Source organism: Bacillus sp. Marseille-P3661 (assembly GCF_900240995.1).
Lineage (GTDB): Bacteria > Bacillota > Bacilli > Bacillales > Bacillaceae_J > OESV01.
Window position 1 is genome coordinate 1,054,165 of record NZ_LT965954.1, and the last position, 20,709, is coordinate 1,074,873.

The window sequence follows — 20,709 nt, forward strand, 5'->3', positions numbered from 1 at the left end:
GGTAACCAGACCAACAATTTTTTTCCTTTTGCGGCATTTTAACGGTGGTATGATTACCGTAATTAGCTATTTAAAATTAACTTTCTACACTAACAATATACGGTATTAGGTATTTAAACCGACAGAAACTATCAATATAACAATAGCAAGTTAGCAGAATATATTAACAATTGATCTTACTTTCCTTGATACATAACTCTACTTTTTTTTAAATACCTCTTGTAAGCAGGAAATGATCATTTCCTCTGCTTCCTTATAATCACCTGTATTTTTAACAGTAAACCCATGCTCACAGCCTAAAAACCTTTTAGCTGTAACCTTCACACCTGCTTCAATTAATTGCATAGCGAATTTTTCTGCCTCTTCACAAAGATTATCAAGTTCTGCCGATAAGATAACTGTTGGCGGCAAACCCTTTAACATTTCTACTGATGCATATACCGGAGATGCTAATGGTTTTTTTCGGTCGGCTGGGTCTATATAAAGGTCATTGTATGCTCTTGCCTTTTCTACAGGTATGGTTATATCTGTATTCTTCTTAAGAGCAGGATCTGTATATAAATCAAGAGGTGGATAATCTAAAATTTGTAATTTTACATCAAATTCCTTGCTTTCCTTAGCCATTAGCATTAATCCTGCAGTCAATGTCCCTCCAGCGCTATGACCGCCGACCACTATCCTATTGCGATCGATTGATAACAGCTCCGGATTATCGTATACCCATTTCACAATGTCATAACATTCATATAGTGCGTATGGGAACATTTTTTCAGGTGCAACTTTATAATCTATATCAACCACTACACAATCTAGTGCATATGCAATTTTTCTACAAAATAATGTATCTTGTTCTTGATGCCCCTTGATAAACCCTCCGCCATGGATATTGACATACACAGGATAAGCGGTACTTCCACCTAGAGGATAATGGATAATGACCCTTGTCTCACCATTCCTTGTCCTAACATACATCTCCCTTGATTCTTTCACAGGAAATTTTTCAAGAATGCTAGAAAGGTCACGATTTACTGTGTCGCTTTCTCTAATCTTATTGGCAATCTTAAGTTTTTCATCTAAATTCAGATGATTACCTGATGATATATGCATCATAAATAACACCCCGATTTGTTTTCGACATCACGCTCCCAATCGCAACTACATTATTAATCCAACTATATCTTTCGTCCCCACATTCAAAAAATAAATGTTGTCTAAAATAATAAGTATCTGGATCTACTGGATGACCTGATCTCTTTTCTAACATGATTTCTTCGCTCTGCTGAACATACCCTTTAGTAGACAAGCTGATATTAACACCATCGTCCGTTTGCAAAATATAACGAGTATCAATACCCTTGGTTGTGGATTGGTAATGATTTTCAGTATTCCAATCAGCCCCTATCGGAAGAACAATCCCTTTTAATTTAGGGCCTTCGAATTGACCGCCAATGATTGGGATAACTTTTAAAAACCCCTTTTCAACGTTACCGATCTCAATCGGCGGGCCACAATCAGCTATGAGTCTATATAAAAATTCAAACTTCGGTTTGGATGGTATAAAACCACCGTTCAAAGATAATACCTTTTTTTCGAATTCGACTGACATAAATAAACCTCCATATCTTTTAAACTAGATTTACGAATTATTAAACTTTATTGGTTAACTTTTCGTTCAATATTTCAGTTCTTTACAGATTAATTGAATCTTTAAGTTCGTTTTTTCTTGACTTTTTAATTTGTGAAATAAAGGTCATACCTACGAATATTATCGTGATTAATATAAATATTCCTGAAATAGGCTGAGTGATAAACGGAATGAACGATCCTTGACTTAGTTGAAGTCCTCGTCTAAGATTTGTTTCAACAATAGGACCTAAAATAAAACCTAGAACCATTGGAGGGAGAGGGAACTTTAAAAGCACCAATAAATAACCAATCACACCAAATAACACTAAAGTCCATACATCGAACATCCTACTATTCACACCGAAGGAACCAATTCCACATAAAACTAGAATAATTGGAAGAAGAATATGTTTTGGAACATCTAATAATTTAATAAAAATTCTTAAACCATAAAACTCAATGACTAGCATAATAATACTCGCAATGATAAGTGCGGCGAAAATCGTATATACAAGATCTGCATTGTTTACAAACAATAATGGCCCTGGATTGAGACCGTGTATTAAAAATCCACCTAACAGCATAGTCGTTACTCCGTCACCAGGAATCCCAAGACATAGCAATGGAATCATTGCTCCACCAATAGATGCATTATTGGCAGACTCAGATGCAACTACACCATCGTTAATACCTGTACCAAACTTTTCTGGATGTTTGGACATCCTCTTAGCTGCTGAATATGCCAAGATATTCGAAGTTCCTCCTCCAATACCAGGCAGGATCCCAATAGCAGAACCGATTACTGAAGAACGAAAGAAATTAACAATTTGACTTTTGAATTCCTGCAAACTAAAGCCATAGCCTTTTATCTTGCCCTTTTTATACGGTAGCTTTTTAATAACACCAGATTCTCGTGCAGATGACATGATTTCTGAAATCGCAAAGAGACCAATAATAGCTGGTAATGGATGAAATCCATTGTCTAATTCATGGAAACCAAATGTAAATCTCGGTAGTCCATCGATCGGTGCAATTCCGACAGTTGCAAACGCTACACCCATCATTCCACTAATAAGTCCTTTTGTGAGATTATTTCCGGAAAGTCCACAGATTAAAGAAAGCGAAAACAGAGCAATCGCAAAATATTCAAATGGACCAAACTTTAAAGCAACTTTTGCTAATGGAGGAGCAACAAACACTAATACAGCAATACTAAAAATGGTTCCGAGAAATGAGAACACCACACCTAATCCAATTGCTTTTGCTGCTTCGCCATTTCTAGCCATCGGCGCACCATCAAAAGTTGTTGCTAAAGATGCTGGCGTACCGGGCATGTTTAATAAGATAGCAGAAATTAAACCTCCGGAAACACCACCAATGTATAGTGCAATTAAAAGTGCAAAACCGGATGTAGGGCTAAGTCCAAATGTAATGGGTAGACATAGAGCAACTGCCATCGTGGCAGTAAGTCCGGGAATGGAACCAAATAGTATACCAACTGCGACACCCGCAATCATTAATAGCATGTTTGGTATAGTAAAAAGTGATAAAAATCCTTGAGCAAATAGATCTAACACTGTATCCCTCCTAACCCAATATCCCTATTGGAAGTAACAAATATAAAACATATCTAAAAATAAGATAGACTGATACAGATACAACTACGGAAACAATTCCAAATAACACATATCTTCTTTGGCTATTTTTTGATAACAATACCATTTGGGAAAATAGATAAAGAATGGATGATAACACAAAACCTAATGGGTTTAATAATAAAAAGTAAATAATAATACTAAGTAGCGTTAACAAAACACGGACATTATCATTTTTAGTGGAGGGAGTTTCTTCATTTTGTTCTATTACTTCTTTGGAACTCGTTGCATTCAATGCCTTCCGTACTCCTCCAGCAATAAGAATAACACTTAAAATGATCAAACAAACACTTGTAATTTTCGGCATAAAAGCTGGACCAATACTAGCGAAAGTAAGGGTTTTTATATTTGAAGATTCAATGTACATCCCAGTGAAAAAAAGTAATAAAAATGTCCCTACAATCACATCCTCAAATCTACGGAAATATCCCCCTAAATTAGTCATAGAATTTACCTTATTCACATTCTCACCTCACATATAGGATAAACTATCATTCACAGAATTTCTGTGAATGATAGTTATATAACTGCATAGTGGTTCCTACTATTTTGCTTCCACTTTAGATTTAAACATCATGAAAATATCTTTATTTTCTTGTAAGTACTTTAGTGCCTCATCAGGAGTTAATGCATATATTCTCGAAGCATATTTGTCCATTTGTGCTTTATACTCAGCATTATTGTTCAGTATGTTTAGTAAAGCCTCATTTACCTTAACTACAATTTCTTGATCTGTTCCCTTTGGATAGTATAATGCTCCCATTTGACCAGGGAATGTAAAGTCTATTCCTTGTTCCTTAAAGGTTGGAACTTCTGGAAGATGCTCACTTCTCTCTTCCGTCATTATTCCAATGTACTTTATGTCACCTGATTCAAGATAGCCTCTGTTATTCGCGTATTGGCTAGGCATTATATCGATCTGCCCCCCCATTAGCGCAGCTACTTTCTGAGCGTCTGGTCCTAAATCAACCACATTAAATTCAACACCGGCTGCTTCTTGGAATGCAGTAATCATCATGTGACTATGCCCCCCAATTTCAACGGCGATAGACAAAGATTTCGGCTCTTTCTTTAATTGCTCAACAACTTCTGTAACTGACTTGAAAGGAGAATCTTTACCTACAAAGAATCCATACGTATTATCAGCTGTAACTGTACCAATCACTTCAAAATCATTAATACCGAAGTCTGCTAATCCAATAACTTCGTTCATGATAATATTGTTAGTACCAAATAGCATTGTATAGCCATCTGGCTTAGCATCCTTTACTTGCCTGCTGCCGATTGTCCCTCCAGCACCTGCAACATTTTGCACAACCACCTGCTGTCCTAACTCAGCTTCAAAATACTCTGCAATACTTCTACCCATAATATCACTACCACCACCTGGGGCGGATGGCACAACTAGAGTTATAGGTTTCTTAGGCCAATCGCTTTCCTTTTTTTCAGTAGATTGATTGTCAGACTCAGATGCGCCTTCTTCTGCTGTTGGTTGGGATGACGTTGGCGCATTTTCTTGACTACCACAACCCGCGAGAAATGCTAGTGTCATAAACATTGAAATCATCAAAAATAAAGATAATCTAAATCTTTTCATTTTCTACCTCCTATAAACTTTTTTCATTGTAAGTTAAAAAATAAATCATCAATCCTTCTGTAAATACATTCTCAATCTCTTAGCGTCTCAAAACAGTACTCTCTTATCACTGATTATGAATTTCTGTTTCTAATAAAGACCCCCTTCCATTTAAAACGCTTTCAATTACCTTTTAAACATATTCTTCTGAAGGAGCAACAACTTTTCTGAATGTTTAAATAAAGTATAAGTCATTCTTAAATATAAATAAAATACAAAATTCTTTAAAAATTCTAAAAAATATTTTATAATTAAAATGTAAACTAACCAATTTTTAATAATTTATAAGGAGTTATTATGAAATGGATGAAAAGGATTGGGATATACTAACCACTATTTATGAAGAAAAAAACATCACAAAGGCAGCACAAAGACTTTATACTTCTCAACCTGCCTTGACCTATCGTATCAACCAATTGGAAAAAGAATTTAAAATTAAAATCTTTGTTCGTGGGAAAAGATTCATTAAATTTACAGCTGAAGGTGAGCATCTCGCAAAATATGCTCAAAAAATGAATAGTGAATTGATGAAACTAAAAAACCGGATTCAAGATATTAAAGGCAGTATAAGTGGGGAGCTTAGAATTGGGGCATCAAGTAATTTTGCGCTATACGAGCTTCCAGAAATTCTAAAGCGCTTTCATACAGAATATCCAAAAGTTCAATTCAAAATCCACACAGGACTAAATACATCCATTATAAAAAGTTTAGAAGAAGAAAAGGATCATATTAGTATTATTGGCGGAGATATTGATTGGAAGGACTCCAAACTATTTTTAAAGGAAAACCGTATATGTATAATCTCAAAAGAACCCATTAACTTAAATGACCTTCCAGACCTACCAAGAATAACATTCAGTTTAGATCCCACTGCCAAAAATACAGATAAAAGCTGGTGGGAGGAAAACTATTCACGTCCTCCATTAATTAGAATGGAAGTCGATAAGGTAGAAACTTGTAAAGAAATGGTTTTAAAAGGGTTAGGCTATGGTATTGTACCAAAGTATGCAATTGAGAGAGAGGAGGATATTAATAATTTGTACATTCTCCCGTTAACTCACAAAGATGGGACATATATTAGTCGAAATATTTGTGCTTACTATTATAAGGATGATCTTGAATTATCCACTGTAAAAGCATTTATAAACTTCCTAAAAGATTACTATTCTACAACTCAATAGCATAATTTTAAAGGTTAACCTAATCTTCCTTAGTGATTACATTTTCGAACATAAATTTTTTATAACGGAAAAAGCACCTACACATGTAGGTGCCTTTTTCCACTTCGATCATGAATCTTCCTACGAAATCTGAATTAGGTGATTGGCGCAGGATTAAATAAACTTAAATCATTATGAATTTCCCACTGGTCTGCGCAAGTCTTTTTCGTGCCGCTAGCAACCTCTAAAATAAAGTGAAAAATCTCCCAACCTACATCTTCAATAGTAGCTTCCCCAGTTGCAATCGTTCCTGCATTCACATCAATCAAATCATTCCATTGTTCTTTCAGTGAATTTCTAGTCGATACTTTTATAACAGGTGCCATTGCTAGTCCATATGGTGTTCCTCTTCCAGTAGTAAAAACTTGCATATGCATACCAGATGCAAACTGTAGTGTTCCACAAACAAAGTCACTTGCGGGTGTTGCAGCAAAAATCAACCCTTTTTCATTTACCTTTTCACCAGGAGCTAAAACACCAGAAATCGGACTAGTCCCTGATTTTACAATTGAACCAAGTGATTTTTCAATTACATTAGATAAACCTCCTTTTTTATTACCTGGCGAAGGATTCGCACTTCGATCTGCAGAGCCTTTTTCCAAGTAGTTGTCATACCACGCCATCTCACGTTTTAGGGCTTCCCCCACTTCCTTATTAATTACACGCGGTGTTAAAAGGTGAACAGCATCTCGTACTTCTGTGACTTCCGAAAACATGACAGTGGCTCCAGCTCGAACTAATAAATCTGCAGCATATCCAACAGCAGGATTTGCTGTTACACCAGAAAATGCATCGCTTCCCCCGCATTGCAAACCAACAACTAAATCAGAAACAGGACACGTCTCCCTCTTTCTTTCATTTAATATCTTTAATTTTTCATCGGCTGCTTTCACAATTGTAGAAACCATTTTAGAGAACCCATTTTGCTCTTGCAGCCTAATAATATTCGTTTCATGTTCTTCTGGAGCAATACTCTCTGGCACTAGCTTTTCACATCCTAAACCTACGACAAGCACTTCACCTCCGAAGTTCGGATGTGTCGTCATGCTTTGAATCGTCCTAATCGGAATAGTAGCGTCTGGGGCATTGATCGCAACACCGCATCCATACACGTGATTTAAGGCAATAACATTATCTACATTTGGATATTTAGGAAGTAGTTTTGCTTGTATACGATTTACTGCATAGTTAAGGACACCAGTAACACATTGCACACTCGTTGTAATTCCCAAAATATTTTTTATTCCTGCACTTCCATCTTTGTTCCGATAACCTTCAAATGTATACCCTTCAAGCGGTGGCAATGGTACCGGGATATTCGTTGCAATTGGTAATTCTTCTAACTTTGGAGGTGAAGGCAAGGTTATTGTAGATTCATTGATCCAACTTCCCCTTTTCTTCTCTTTAACGGTGTAGCCAATCGTCACACCATACCTAATTACAGCCTCACCCTGCTGAAAATCTTTTAAAGCTACCTTATGACCTTGAGGAACAAATTCCACTAGTTCCAAACCATTTTCAAAAACTGTTCCCTTTTGTAATCCTACCGTGTTTACAATAATTGCAACATTATCTTCGGGATGTACCTTTATATAAAGTGGTTTATCTTTGCTTAATGCATCCACTAGTTTCATCCTTTCATTTTAAATTCTTTCTGCAGTGCAATACCAGAAAGGAACGCCGCTTAAAACACTAGTTTTTCTCAATAACTTAATTACTTTCTCTTTTACTTATTAACATCTACCTTCAAATTCTGTTAAAGCTGTGAGCATAGCTTTGATATAGCCAATTGAATAAGCAAAACCAACACTAGAATAACTCCAACCCACATTTGAATTCGCAAAATTTTTATGCAAATCGGGACTGTCACCTTCCATAAGAGGGACATGGTCAGGATTAAGACAGCCGTTAAAGCCAACCTTCCTTAACTCTAATAAAATCTTGAACATGTTCATATCCCCATCGTCTAATAAGGCCTCCTCAAATGCTCCAGCTGTTGGAAGGCTTCCTCTTACATTTCTAAAATGAACGAGAAATATTCGATCTTTTCTTCCATATTGATTAATTTCATCAATAACGAGTGAGCTACCGCCTTCCTCTGCCCTCGTTCCAATACAATAAATATAACCTACATTTGAATTTGGAAATTCATCTATAATCCTTCGATAGCCTAATCCACTAAATGGCGAATCTGGAAAAGGTGGGTCGGATGGGTGCATCCCTATTTTTACACCTAAATCCTGAGCAGCAGGAACCAACTGTTGATATGCTTCTCTAAATCTTTTTCTCCATCTTTCAGTTTCTTCTAAAGTAGGCGTAGCTTCTTTCACCTTTTTATAGCTATAGCTTTCTCCTCGGGATATAGCACCGCCCCTATGTAACGCTTGATAACTTTCTGTTTGGCCAGGAAATACATCTCCAGCAAAGCGTTGTCTAACAAGTGAAATACCAGCTTCTGCAAATACCTTAATCGCATTCACACTATTTTCTACTTGTTGTTCACTACCGGGGGTACCATTCACATAATCCTCTGTCATATTCGGCAGAGTAACACGGTTAATATCCATACCCCAAGATCGTATTCTTCTTTTTATCTTTATTAAAGCATCTAGGTCAGGGAAACCTTGTTCCTTAACGCCAGGAAATGCAGAACCATTTCCAAAATCAATACAATCAACACCTAATTGGCTTAACTGCTTTAACTCACGGTCTTGTAAATCAAAGCTATTCGTAGTAATTGATACTTTCATTTTGCTCTCTCCTTTAAACTTGCTCTTAATGGAAAGGGGGAACATTTGTGCAACTGAGCATTATTCCTCAAGTAAAGTTCTCTTTAGGTATTCTTGTTGAACAATTTTCTTCCCCTTATAAACCGAATTACCATAATAATTATTTAAGAAAAATTATAAATTACATCCAAATATAAAGAAAATATAAAATTATTTGATAACTACAAAAAAACTTTTATAATCTAGGAGCCACAAAGGTTTGATAACTTATTATTTATAATTAATAATTAAAAAAGCACATGAACCAATGTTTGGTATTGTACCTACCTTTGGTTCATGCGCCTATTATTTTAGTTATGTAAATCACTTATAGACAAGAAATCCCTCTAATTTAAATATTGAACAATATAATGAACCACGATTGAAATTAGAAGTGATTGTCCGATGCCAAATAAAATTCCAGTTATAAAGCGGACAAGATTGGAACTATTCCTCCACTTCCATCTTTGTGTAAATCCGTCAATCAAAAGTGGCATCGCCATAATGATTGGTACCCACAAAGGTACAACCATGTTAAAAGCTAAAGCAATTGGTGTAAAAAAATAGCCAAGTAGCATAGCAAAGCATCTTGCACATACTAGCATTGGTTTCCCTTTAAAATGAAGACATCTTTCAGGCATACGATGACAAGGGATAGTCATTAGAATTTCCCTCATAATTCTTCCCCCCTATGGTGTTGAGCAATTCGGGCTACAGTCACAACCCAATCCTTTATCCCCATCACAATCCATCTTTTTCTTCGATGAAAAATCAGGACAATTAAGTGCACCAGCATTACAGTCGAGACAATCCAAACCGTCCTCTTCTTTTTTACGATTTCTTCGTCGATAATATCGAACTAATAAAATCAATAAAACAATACCCACTCCCAAAAGAATACTACCTATTAGATAAGAAGATTCTATAAGTAAGGCAACTCCAGACAAGAGCAATATAAGCGTAAAAGTTAATCCAACAAAGAACATAATATCCTCCCCCTTTTATTGTATATTCTACATTTCCACCAGAACTATATTTCTATTTTAATACTTTTGCTACTTATTCATGAACTGTTAGTGTCTGAGGAAAATCTCTAAAAAAAAATAAGGACCGTTCCTCTAGCTGTTTTATTAAAAGCAGACAGAGAAATGGTCTTTATTTTTTCTATAGCACAGTAATTTTTCTAGCTAAGGACTACAATATAAAATTAACTTTCATAAAGCGCTGGTCTTAAATCATCATTGCTGTGGCAGCCATATTTCAAATGTTGTTCCTTCACCGATTTTACTTTCAACAGTAATTTTACCTTCATGAAGTTCAACTAGTTCCTTCACTATAGCAAGACCAAGACCCGTACCTTTATTCTTTTTGGAACGTCCTCGATCGACTTTGAAAAAGCGCTCAAAGATAAATTCTTGATCAGCATCTGATATACCAATTCCAGTATCCACAATGCTAAAGCGAATATAACCCGCGTCCTCTTCAGCTTCTAGATAAATAGTACCCTGCTCTGTAAATTTCACGGCATTTTTCACAATATTGCCCAGTATTTGTTCTAGCCGATCCGGGTCAGCAATGACCGTCGGCATGTTATCTTCAACAGAAACATGAATCTCAGTCCCTTTCTCACTAGCTTCCTGCTGAAACTTAAAAGCAACTTTATTTAATAGATTTTCAACATGAATCGGTTGTTTTAGCAATTGTATTTCTTTATTTTCGATGCGAATCAGATCCATTAAATCATCTACTAATAGATTCATATGTAATGTTTCACTATACATCACACCATAATATTTTTGTCTTGCTTCTTCTTCCGTAATTAAACCGTCAATAAGCGCTTCTAAAAAACCTCGCATTGCAGTTAAAGGCGTTCTTAACTCATGCGATACATTAGCAAAAAATTCATTTTTGATCTGATCAAATCGATTTCTTTCTTGTTCGTTTTTTTCAAGTTTCATAGCCATGTTGTTAACAGTCTGAGCTAGCTCACCTATTTCATCTATTGAGTTAATATGAATTCGCTCACTATAATTACCTCTTCCAATTTCAGCTGCCGTTCGATCAATTCTTTTTAGTGGTCTAGAAATGGACCAAGATAAAAAAGACACCATCGCGGTTGATATGAGTAGCCCTACTAACGAGATCCACAAAATCGTCTCCCGAATGTTCCGCACCGTCTCATTTAAACCGACAATAGGTGAATGTAAAACAATGCCCCCATAAATATCATCTTCCTTCCCCCACGGGACAACAACTGATATCATCGGTTCTGTCAAACCCTCAAACTTAAGCTTGCTAACAGCATTTTCCCCTTTTAATACTTTTTTTACAATGTTAGGATGTATGGATTTCCCAACATATACATCGTCTTTTGTAGACGTGACAATAATCTCACCTTTATTGTTATGAACCCATATTCGTGTATTATAGGATTGGTCTAAAAAATTAAGAATTCCTTCTGTTTGATCTATTGATGGTACGTTTTGAATGGCTACATTAACATTTTTAGCTTTTCTCAGCAACTCCGCCTGAGTTGAATCATAAATATAACCCTTTGCAAAATAAGCAATTAAAAGACCTACTGCTCCGACTCCTAGCAAAACTGTAATGGTATAACTAAATAGCAATTTTCGAAAAATGCTCCGATTTATACTTTTAATCATTTAGTCTCAACCTCGAACTTATAACCAACTCCCCAAACAGTATGAATACAATTTATGCTTAAGTTGGCTAATTTTGCACGTACCTTTTTTACGTGTACATCGACTGTACGATTATCACCGATAAAATCATACCCCCATACTCCTTCAAGCAACCTTTCTCTTGTAAACACATTTCCTGGGGATGCTGCCATAAAAGCTAATAAATCAAATTCTTTCGGACGAAAATCAACTTTCTCCCCATTCACAATAACTTCTCGACGATTAATATTAATCTTCAATCCTTCAAATTCATAGGCATCCTTATCAATTTCCTCTGGATTTACCTGTCTTGGTTGCATTCGTCTGAAAATCGCCTTAATTCGTGCTACTAACTCCCTTGGACTAAATGGTTTTGTCACATAATCATCTGATCCAAGCTCAAGTCCTAGTATACGATCAATTTCATCACCTTTAGCCGTGAGCATAATAATCGGAATATCGTATTTTTTTCTTATTTCTCGGCAAGTTTCGTATCCATCCATCTTCGGCATCATGACATCCAGTAATATGATATCTGGTGATTCTTGTTCTACAATTTCAAGGGCCTCTACTCCATTTGTTGCCTCAACAAGTTCGATTTTCTGTTCTTCAAAATAAAGGCGGATGATATCCCGAACATTTTGATCATCATCAGCAACAAGTACTTTAAATATATCCATCACATCTCACTCCCTCGTAATGATGGGCAGATTCACACACTTAATATTTCGTACTACCTTTTCGATTTAAGGGGATAGTTATTTGATTAATAGTTAATCAGTCCAATAAACGGGAAGATATTAGCGATAGATTTATAAAGAATTAAAAGAAAACAGACTCAATAATTGAGCCTGTTTTCTCTAGTATTATATTGAACTATTTTTTCAATAAAAGGATGAAACTTTGATAAGCATCTGAAACCTTTTCATAATATTGAACTAGTTTATCCATTAAATAAGAACTTTTATTTTCTTGTTCTGTCACTTCAGATGTGTTAGTATCATCTTGTTCATAATTGTTATTTGTTGATGAATCATCTGTCCCAACAGTTGGTTCATCATTTTTTTCTGTATTTTCCTCATTATTAGCTGTAGACTCTTCTACTGTATCATTGGATATTTCTTCTGTTTGGGCTTGCGTTTCATCTTCTGTTGTACTATCATTTTCTGCTGTTGTGTCTTCGTTTGTTGTTTCCTCATCTGTTGATTCTTCTACTGTGCTATCGGATGTTTCTTCTGTTTGGGCTTGCGTTTCTTCTTCCGGTGTACCGTCATTTTCTGCTGTTGTGTCTTCGTTTGTTGTTTCCTCATCTGTTGAGTCTTCTACTGTGTTATTAGATGTTTCTTCTGTTTGATCTTGCGTTGCTTCCTCTGTTGTACTATCATTTTCTGCTGTTGTGTCTTCGTTTGTTGTTTCCTCATCTGTTGAGTCTTCTACTGTGCTATCGGATGTTTCTTCTGTTTGGGCTTGCGTTTCTTCTTCCGGTGTACCGTCATTTTCTGCTGTTGTGTCTTCGTTTGTTGTTTCCTCATCTGTTGAGTCTTCTACTGTGTTATTAGATGCCTCTTCTGTTTGATCCTGCGTTCCTTCTTCAATTGTGCTATCAGTTTCAGGTGCTTTATCTTCGTTCTGTGAATTATCATCAGTAAAATAATTTCCTAAATAAGTCTGGTAATAATCAATAAGTTGATCATAATCATCAACTACTGATTGGTAAGTATCGATAACCCATTTATATACTTCATTATTTTCATTTGCCTGCTCATCACTTGATTCCTGATTACTACTCTCCTCTGTAGTTGAGGCCTCTTCATTTTCAGTCGGGATTTCTTCATCTTCCGCTGCATCTTTTAGTGATGACTGATCTTCTCCCTCTGTTTCATCCTCTTCTGTAGTTGGCTTCTCTACATCTTCAGTCGGGATTTCTTCATCTTCCGCTGCATCTTTTAGTGATGACTGATCTTCTCCCTCTGTTTCATCCTCTTCTGTAGTTGGCTTCTCTACATCTTCAGTCTGCATTTCTTCATCTTCTTCTCCATCTTCTGGTGATGACTGGTCTTCTCCTTTTGTTTCATCCTCTTCTGTCGTTGATTCCTCTACATCTTCAGTCAGGATTTCTTCATCTTCCGTTCCATCTTCTAGTGATGTTTGGTCTTCTCCCTCTGTTTCATCCTCTTCTGTAGTCGAGCTCTCTACATCTTCAGTCGGGATTTCTTCACCTTCCGCTCCATCTTCTAGTGATGTTTGGTCTTCTCCCTCTGCTTCATCCTCTTCTGTAGTCGAGTTCTCTACATCTTCAGTCGGGATTTCTTCATCTTCTGCTCTTTCATCATTTTTAGAGCTTGCTAATTTACTAATTTGTTGACCTTTATCAGCAACTCCCTTTAAACTAGTAGCCATTTCAGAAACCTGTTGACCATGATTTTTATAAGCCTTATCGACAATCTCTATCTTACTCTGAACCTGTTTTTCTACTTCATTAGCGGACGCTGGTACTCCCGCGGCTAACATTGTAGTAGCTAACATTGTGGTAGACATTACCATTGGTAATATTTTTTTCCTACTTCTTTTTTGATCTTGATTATTTTTCATGGTTTCTCCTCCAACTTATCTTTATTTTTATATAGGTTTATCTCAACACAAAAGGACTTTTAATATGTAAAAACGATCAATTCCCCCTTTCAATAACTAACACCATATTAAACAGTTGTTCATCTCAACTGCTTGTCTATAAACATAAAGTAAAGATGTAACCGTTTTGTTATTAATCATTTAAAAAATAATGAATCATTTTTACGTTTCTGTTTCAGGCTAAATTAAATTTGTAATATTTCCTTGCAAGTTATCAATGCTTTTTCTCCACTGAAATTACTTCATGCTAAAAATTAAACTTTCTGATCCCACAAAAAAGAGCCCTCAGGCTCTTTTTTTAAAATATCCTTAATATTTACATTTCACCATCTGAATCTGATTCAGATGTTCCACCTTCTTCATTCATATCCGTCTCACTAGTTGGCTCATCTAATGGCTCCTCATTTTCCGAAGAAAGATCTGATTCTAGCGATGGAACTTCTTCCATTTGACCTTCAGGTGTTGTTGGCACAGGATCATCACTGTTTTCCGTTTCTTCACTCTCTCCTCCTTCACCAACTATTGGTACTTCAGTTTCTGGCTGTCCACTGACCGGCGCTTCCTCACCTGATGGTTCTTCCATTTCTATTACTTCTGTATCGCCTTCAGTCTCTCCTCCACCACACGCTGTCAATACAACTAATGAAAACACTGACCCGAAAATTGCAGCTAACCATCTTTTACTCATTGAAAAATTCCTCCTTGATTGATATTTGATTAGAATAAATCCAATCTAATTTAATGCACCTTTCTTTGGCACACCTTTAATTTACCGGAAAAAAGTAATCAATCTATTATAAAATTAAGATCTGTTTGTAAAAAATTGTTAAAAGATTATGAACTCATCCATCCCCAAAGGTAAATGTCCTTCCAAAGAAAAAGTCGGTAGACATTAAGAAGGAAGGTTATTCCCCCCCCCGAGGGACTAGGCCCTGGAGTTGGCAAGTACGTAAAAAAACAGTATGCCTATGCACACTGTTCCTGCAAACATTCATAAAAATGAATTTCTCGCATTAAACTTTTTCTTACCGACTTTACTCAATAGACCAAGGTTTTTTCAGTAACTTATCCCACGATACCCTTAGAACTATTACAATCCAAATTGAATAGCATTTATTATTGTCACAATATATCCAAAGAATTATATAGGAAGAAATAGAATATTATAGAATTCTAGAAGTATAAGAGAGGTGAATTTTTGCCATGGTTAAAAAAATTTGGAATTGGTTTTGGTATCGGCAAGGAAAAGTAAGATATCATATTTGGATTGACGAAGATAGGTACATTGCCTCTGCATCGAATAAACATTTAATCGCTTACAATTATGGCAACACCCCTGAACTAGCAAAAGAAGCAGCGCTTTTTACACTTCATCAAACATTAAACAAAAAAAAACGAAAATTTTTAACCAAAGGGAATAGAAATGTATTATATCGTATTAAATAAAAACGACGCCCTTCTACTTAGAGGGGAATTCATTTATTACGTCATTTAACCTATTTTAATAAAATCCGTGGCTGTTCAATCTTTAAAATTATCACCTACTATTGTTATTGAATAAGTGCTATCCAATACTAATATCAAAACTTTCTTATGAATAAGGAGCTTTGCAAATGTCTAAGACGGAAGTAGATTCATGGTTTTATGAATATGATCACCCGCTAAAAGATGTCATGATGTATGTGAGGGAGACTATTTTATCGGCAGATTCCCGTGTGCAAGAATGTATTAAATGGAAAAGCCCTACATTTGTTTTCAATGGAAATATCGCAAGCTTTAATCCACGTACTAAGAAACATGTTAGTTTAATGTTTCATACCGGAGCTTCAATACCTGGAAATTTCCCTCATCTTGTTGGAGAGGGAACTACTGCACGTTATATGAAATTTTTTAATCAAAATGAAGCAGAAGCCATTAGAGCTGAATTAATAGAAGTTGTTCAAACATGGTGTAAACAAAAGTCGGATATCTAGTCCGTTCAAAATCATATCTTGGCTGTACCATAAAAAAAAGCGCCTGCCCCTGGTGCGTTAATGCATTAATACACTGAGGGTCAGGCACTGAGGAAAAACTACTTATTTATCCCTCCTCTTTAAAACAAACCCAACTGTTTGGGAGCAAGCCCATCATAATCAATTCTTAAAATTTCTTGAAATGCTTTTGCATCCTCTGCTGCATGTCCACCTGAATTATTATTGAATAATACAATAATAGTTTTGGTATGCTTTGACAGTTCCTGAATGATTTTTTTCCATTCTAAGAGCTCTTCTCTACTATATTTATATAAAAAGCGGACTTCTCGCCAGTCGACGCCTTCTTGTTTGTTCCACCCCTGAACATTTCTGCCATGTAACCGAACAATTGTAATGTCTGAATCCGTTGCAACAGGAACCAATGGAACCGACCCTTCTCCTACCTGTGGTTCGTCAGCAATCGAGTGAATCCATCCTTCCTGTTTCATGAACGTTAATGTACCCTCACGATATTCGGTACTAAACCATGACCGGTGTCGGAATTCAAGTGCTACAGGGATATCAGCCATCATTTCCTTACAATACCTTATATAAGCAACATTTTCCTTACGACAGTCGAACCACGGTGGAAATTGAAATAAAACCGCTGCTAATTTTTCACTCTTCCTATAAGGATCCAGTGAATCCTTAAATATTTGAAACATTTCCTTGCTCGTGTTATAAGGATTATGATCTTTCCGCAGATGTTTTGTCATTCCTTGATACGCCTTTACTACAAATTGAAATCCATCCGGAGTTTCTCTTATCCATTTTTCAGCATTACGGACCGGTGGAATAGCATAAAAGGACGTATCTACTTCGACAACTATAAAATGACTGCTATATTCAGCTAGTTTATCTTTTTGCTTAATTCCATTAGGAAAAAGGGAATCATGGTCCCCCCAACCTGTTAGACCTATATAAATCATGAACTCCCTCCTCTTTAACGTTCAGAACCAGTATCTAGTAGAACATTACTAAAAACCATTTCATTACATTCACCTCCGATTTTTCATTCCGCTAGTTATTATTATATATCGTATAGTTCGGTTTATTGTTGCGATCACTTGTCATTTTGTCTTAATTTTATTTTCTATTAAAGTTTCTATTGTAATTTTTAACATTTAGTCAGAATGTCTAGAAAAGAACTCTCCGGTAGAAATAGTGATATCACTTTGGTAGAAACTAATAATGTTTGAGATTAATGGCAGGTTTATCCTATTGGTAATAATTACTAAATTAACAACTGATAAATTCATACCATCAGCTAAAGGGAGAACGATTCTAGCAAGTACGTCATTGACAGTTGGTTGTTTAAACGTATCTTTGGGGACTAATACGGGTAGCTAATAAAGGTTCCTGAACCCTAGTACATTCAACATAATATGTAAAATTTGTACCTTTCCATTATTTACAAACTATTCATAATTTAATATATTCTTTACAAATCATTACATTAGCTTAATTAACATTTCAGTCTACCCTCTATATAATCAGGTTTGTAAATAACTTTGAATCATAGGGAGGCAATACAAATGGATCGTCGTAAATTTTTAACGTATGTAGGAAGTAGTACTGCTGCTGTTGCTGTAGCTTCTACTGGCTTAGGCTCACTTACAAAAGCTATGACTGCAGATCATTTAATGGATAAAGGTACAACTAATAATGGAATACCGATGTCAGCACCTTTCACACCTGTGAGCCGCACTTGGGAAGATGAACTTGTTTTACCTAAGGGCTATACATATAACATTATTGCATCTTATGGTGATGAAATTAATTCAAAGGGTGAGAAATTTGGGGATGCCGCTGATTTAACTGTATATTTCCCAATCGATGCATTAAAAGGTGGAAATAATTCAGAAGAAGGATTAATTTGGGTAAATCATGAATTTCCAGAACCAGAAAACTATATGCAACTATTAGGTATTAATTCTAATAACTTTGACAAAGCAAACCTAGCTAACTACCCTCAACTTCTTAAGATGGAAAAAGAAGCTGTTGGCGGATCCGTCATTCATGTAAAAAAGGAAAACGGACAGTGGAAATTAATTAAAGACGATAAGTACAACAGACGTGTGGATGGAACTACAAAAATCGAATTAACTGGACCTGCAAGAGGAAGTAGTGCTGTTAAAGGTGCAACACATGTTGAAGGTTCACTTGGTAACTGCAGTGGCGGCAGAACATTTTGGAATACTGTACTTTCCTGTGAAGAAAATACATTTTATGGAGATGACTACGGGTGGCCAAACTTTACAGATGAGCATTATGGCTGGGTAGTCGAAGTAGACCCTTTTAATCCGAATAAACCAGTGCGCAAACATACATCCTTAGGGCGTTTTGCTCATGAAAATACAGCAATGGGATTAACAAAAGACGGTAGAGTTGTCGTATACATGGGCGATGATAAGAGAGACGAGTTCTTCTTTAAATTCATTTCTGATAGAAAGTATAATCCAAACACACGTGAAGGCAACTTTAACCTATTAGAAAGCGGAACGCTTTACGTTGCAGATCTTGGCGGCCAAAATTGGATTAAGCTTGACTATGATTCAAACAAGGATCTTCAAAACTATGAAAAAGATGGAAAGAAACTCTTTAAGAATCAAGCAGATGTTTTAACTTATGCACGTGATGCTGCTCGTGCTGTTAAAGCAACACCACTTGATCGTCCAGAAGATGTTGAAATCCACCCACAGGATGGCAGTGTGTTCTTAGCGTTAACGAATAACTCTAATCATGGAAATTTCCACGGTCAAATTATTCGTTTCTTACCAACAGACGGCGACCATGGTTCAGACACATTCACATTTGAAGTCTTTGTTGCCGGCGGTAAGCAAAGTGGTATTACATGCCCTGATAACTTACATTTCGATAGTGTCGGAAATTTGTGGGTAGTAGAAGATTACAGTGCTACTGAAGACAATGTTTATGCTGAATATAAGAACTGCGGTGTATTCATGATTCCAACTGATGGCGAAAGTTATGGTGAACCATTCCAATTTGCTTCAGGCCCTCGTGGTTGCGAAGTGACAGGACCATGGTTATCGCCTGATGAGCGTACACTATTCCTAGATGTGCAACATCCTAATACTTGGAACCCATACCCAGGTCAAAAATTTGGACGCTCATGTTTAGTTGCTGTCCAAGGTGGTAGCTTTAAGTAAAAGCCTACTTTTTAGAGTATAGGTATAGACTTTACCTTAAGTCTATACCTTGCTTGATGTTTTATGGTCAGCGGAATTATATTTCTAGTATGTAGTTATATTAAATATACATTTAAAAGTGTTTGAAATCTACACCACCTATAGTTATTTAAGGAGGACAATTAGATATGTTGCAAAACATTGGAATACCAGGACTTATTCTTATCCTTGTTATTGCTTTGATTATTTTTGGGCCATCCAAACTTCCTGAAATCGGAAAAGCATTCGGGTCTACTTTACGAGAATTCAAAAAGTCTACACGCGAACTAGTTGCGGACGATGAACAAGAGGATAAGAAGAAATTAAAGGATGAAAAAATTATCTAATTATAGCGAAGATGCGAGTAAGATTTGATTACTTGCATCTTCATTTTTCGTAAGGAGTGCATTATTGTGAATACAATGGATATGGATTTGGTTAGTCATTTAGAAGAGTTGCGGAAACGCTTAATGATTACATTAGGGGCCTTTATTGCGTTTTTTATTTTAGCAATAGTTTATGCAAAAAATGTCTACCAATGGATCGTGGAGGACTTAACGATACAACTTGCCTTATTAGGTCCAAGTGACATCATTTGGGTTTATTCAATAAAGTTAATTTATCTTCCAATTATTCGCATATTCTCTTTTTACGAAATGCTCCTACCATATTGAAAGATATTAAATTCTGCCACATAACTTCTCTTAGAATTTATGTTTATCCTGTAAGTGAAATGTAAATTTACATAAAAATAACAATAGCTACGAAATAGATCAAGCCTATAGCTATCAAAATTTTTTATTTCTTCTTAATAGAACCTTAAAGATTTATTTACTATGAATTAATTCACGGAATATAATACTCAACTACAATATCTATAGGCAGGGTGACAACCGGGGTCGCCATCACTGGCAGCGAAGGAGGGGCTGTCAGTATCAACACATACTTTGAATATAAAAAACCACATCATACTCTCTTTCTAACCCCATGAAAAATAAACCTACATAATAATAAGCGCGCAGCTCTGTGCTTTAAAAGCTTATTAAAGGACAATTACACATTAGTTTAATCTTCGGCGAGTCATCTACGCTACGTCCTATACAAAAATAAGCTTGGAGACAAGGTTATTTACTCCTTATCTCCAGGCTTATTTGTATTACTAAATGGTTTGAATTACTAGTAAGTTAATCGATATCAAATATGAAGGTTTCTAAAACAAACAGTCTTATGGATAAATTTATATTGTATTTTCTTAGATAGATTGATTTACAAAACATTAATATTGAATTCAT

Annotated in this window: 20 protein-coding genes; 6 read left to right on the forward strand and 14 right to left on the reverse strand. The window is 35.8% G+C overall.

Going from position 1 to position 20,709, the window contains the following annotated elements; genetic code table 11:
- Positions 1-198: 198 nt before the first annotated feature.
- The 5 genes from C1724_RS16240 to C1724_RS16260 all read right to left on the reverse strand — a co-directional run bounded on the left by C1724_RS16240 (position 199) and on the right by C1724_RS16260 (position 4,878).
- Positions 199-1,110, reverse strand: coding sequence for an alpha/beta hydrolase (locus C1724_RS16240; RefSeq protein ID WP_102347749.1), 912 nt, complete (start codon positions 1,108-1,110; stop codon positions 199-201).
- Positions 1,088-1,606, reverse strand: a complete 519-nt coding sequence (locus C1724_RS16245; protein WP_102347750.1) for a DUF3237 domain-containing protein — start codon at positions 1,604-1,606, stop codon at positions 1,088-1,090. Before C1724_RS16245 ends, C1724_RS16240 begins: the two co-directional genes overlap by 23 nt.
- Before the next feature lie 82 nt (positions 1,607-1,688).
- Entirely contained in the window at positions 1,689-3,203 is a 1,515-nt protein-coding gene (locus C1724_RS16250) for a tripartite tricarboxylate transporter permease (protein WP_102347751.1), read from the reverse strand.
- Positions 3,204-3,213: 10 nt separating this feature from the next.
- Positions 3,214-3,744, reverse strand: coding sequence for a tripartite tricarboxylate transporter TctB family protein (locus tag C1724_RS16255; protein WP_102347752.1), 531 nt, complete (start codon positions 3,742-3,744; stop codon positions 3,214-3,216).
- An 81-nt stretch (positions 3,745-3,825) separates the two neighbouring features.
- Positions 3,826-4,878: a tripartite tricarboxylate transporter substrate binding protein gene (locus tag C1724_RS16260; RefSeq protein ID WP_102347753.1), complete on the reverse strand. Its 1,053-nt coding sequence runs from the start codon at positions 4,876-4,878 to the stop codon at positions 3,826-3,828.
- A 341-nt stretch (positions 4,879-5,219) separates the two neighbouring features.
- Here C1724_RS16260 and C1724_RS16265 point away from each other — a divergent pair, with 341 nt between their 5' ends.
- Positions 5,220-6,098 (forward strand): LysR family transcriptional regulator, encoded by an 879-nt coding sequence (locus C1724_RS16265; RefSeq protein WP_102347754.1) that lies wholly within the window; start codon positions 5,220-5,222, stop codon positions 6,096-6,098.
- A gap of 134 nt (positions 6,099-6,232) precedes the next feature.
- On the opposite strand, the gene garD is transcribed toward C1724_RS16265, so the two are convergent.
- The 8 genes from garD to C1724_RS16305 all read right to left on the reverse strand — a co-directional run bounded on the left by garD (position 6,233) and on the right by C1724_RS16305 (position 14,905).
- Complete coding sequence (gene garD, locus C1724_RS16270; protein WP_374703456.1) at positions 6,233-7,762, reverse strand: galactarate dehydratase; 1,530 nt, start codon at positions 7,760-7,762, stop codon at positions 6,233-6,235.
- Between the two features lie 108 nt (positions 7,763-7,870).
- Positions 7,871-8,887, reverse strand: a complete 1,017-nt coding sequence (locus C1724_RS16275; protein WP_102347756.1) for a mannonate dehydratase — start codon at positions 8,885-8,887, stop codon at positions 7,871-7,873.
- Between the two features lie 365 nt (positions 8,888-9,252).
- A complete protein-coding gene (locus tag C1724_RS16280; protein ID WP_102347757.1) occupies positions 9,253-9,582 on the reverse strand; it encodes a DUF2085 domain-containing protein in 330 nt (109 codons plus the stop codon).
- Between the two features lie 12 nt (positions 9,583-9,594).
- Positions 9,595-9,891 carry a hypothetical protein gene (locus tag C1724_RS16285; protein WP_102347758.1) on the reverse strand — a complete coding sequence of 99 codons (297 nt, stop codon included), beginning with the start codon at positions 9,889-9,891 and terminating at the stop codon, positions 9,595-9,597.
- 252 nt (positions 9,892-10,143) lie between these two features.
- Complete coding sequence (locus C1724_RS16290; RefSeq protein WP_258000422.1) at positions 10,144-11,568, reverse strand: sensor histidine kinase; 1,425 nt, start codon at positions 11,566-11,568, stop codon at positions 10,144-10,146.
- Positions 11,565-12,266 (reverse strand): response regulator transcription factor, encoded by a 702-nt coding sequence (locus C1724_RS16295; RefSeq protein WP_102347759.1) that lies wholly within the window; start codon positions 12,264-12,266, stop codon positions 11,565-11,567. Before C1724_RS16295 ends, C1724_RS16290 begins: the two co-directional genes overlap by 4 nt.
- A 196-nt stretch (positions 12,267-12,462) precedes the next feature.
- A complete protein-coding gene (locus tag C1724_RS16300; protein WP_102347760.1) occupies positions 12,463-14,178 on the reverse strand; it encodes a hypothetical protein in 1,716 nt (571 codons plus the stop codon).
- Positions 14,179-14,533: 355 nt separating this feature from the next.
- Positions 14,534-14,905, reverse strand: a complete 372-nt coding sequence (locus C1724_RS16305) for a hypothetical protein (protein ID WP_102347761.1) — start codon at positions 14,903-14,905, stop codon at positions 14,534-14,536.
- A gap of 515 nt (positions 14,906-15,420) precedes the next feature.
- Between C1724_RS16305 and C1724_RS16310 the strand changes: the two genes are divergently transcribed.
- Positions 15,421-15,663, forward strand: coding sequence for a hypothetical protein (locus tag C1724_RS16310; protein ID WP_102347762.1), 243 nt, complete (start codon positions 15,421-15,423; stop codon positions 15,661-15,663).
- Between the two features lie 167 nt (positions 15,664-15,830).
- Positions 15,831-16,190 (forward strand): DUF1801 domain-containing protein, encoded by a 360-nt coding sequence (locus tag C1724_RS16315; RefSeq protein WP_102347763.1) that lies wholly within the window; start codon positions 15,831-15,833, stop codon positions 16,188-16,190.
- 119 nt (positions 16,191-16,309) lie between these two features.
- Here the strand turns inward: C1724_RS16315 and C1724_RS16320 are convergent, their stop codons facing one another.
- Positions 16,310-17,158 (reverse strand): DUF72 domain-containing protein, encoded by an 849-nt coding sequence (locus C1724_RS16320; protein WP_102347764.1) that lies wholly within the window; start codon positions 17,156-17,158, stop codon positions 16,310-16,312.
- Between the two features lie 606 nt (positions 17,159-17,764).
- Between C1724_RS16320 and C1724_RS16325 the strand changes: the two genes are divergently transcribed.
- The 3 genes from C1724_RS16325 (at position 17,765) to C1724_RS16335 (ending at position 20,091) form a co-directional block, all read left to right on the forward strand.
- On the forward strand, positions 17,765-19,399 hold the full coding sequence (locus C1724_RS16325; RefSeq protein WP_102347765.1) for a PhoX family protein: 1,635 nt from the start codon (positions 17,765-17,767) through the stop codon (positions 19,397-19,399).
- A 167-nt stretch (positions 19,400-19,566) separates the two neighbouring features.
- Positions 19,567-19,764, forward strand: coding sequence for a twin-arginine translocase TatA/TatE family subunit (locus C1724_RS16330; RefSeq protein WP_102347766.1), 198 nt, complete (start codon positions 19,567-19,569; stop codon positions 19,762-19,764).
- A gap of 75 nt (positions 19,765-19,839) precedes the next feature.
- The gene (locus C1724_RS16335; protein ID WP_258000439.1) at positions 19,840-20,091 is read left to right on the forward strand and encodes a twin-arginine translocase subunit TatC; all 252 of its coding nucleotides are present in this window, start codon (positions 19,840-19,842) and stop codon (positions 20,089-20,091) included.
- The last annotated feature ends 618 nt before the right edge of the window (positions 20,092-20,709 follow it).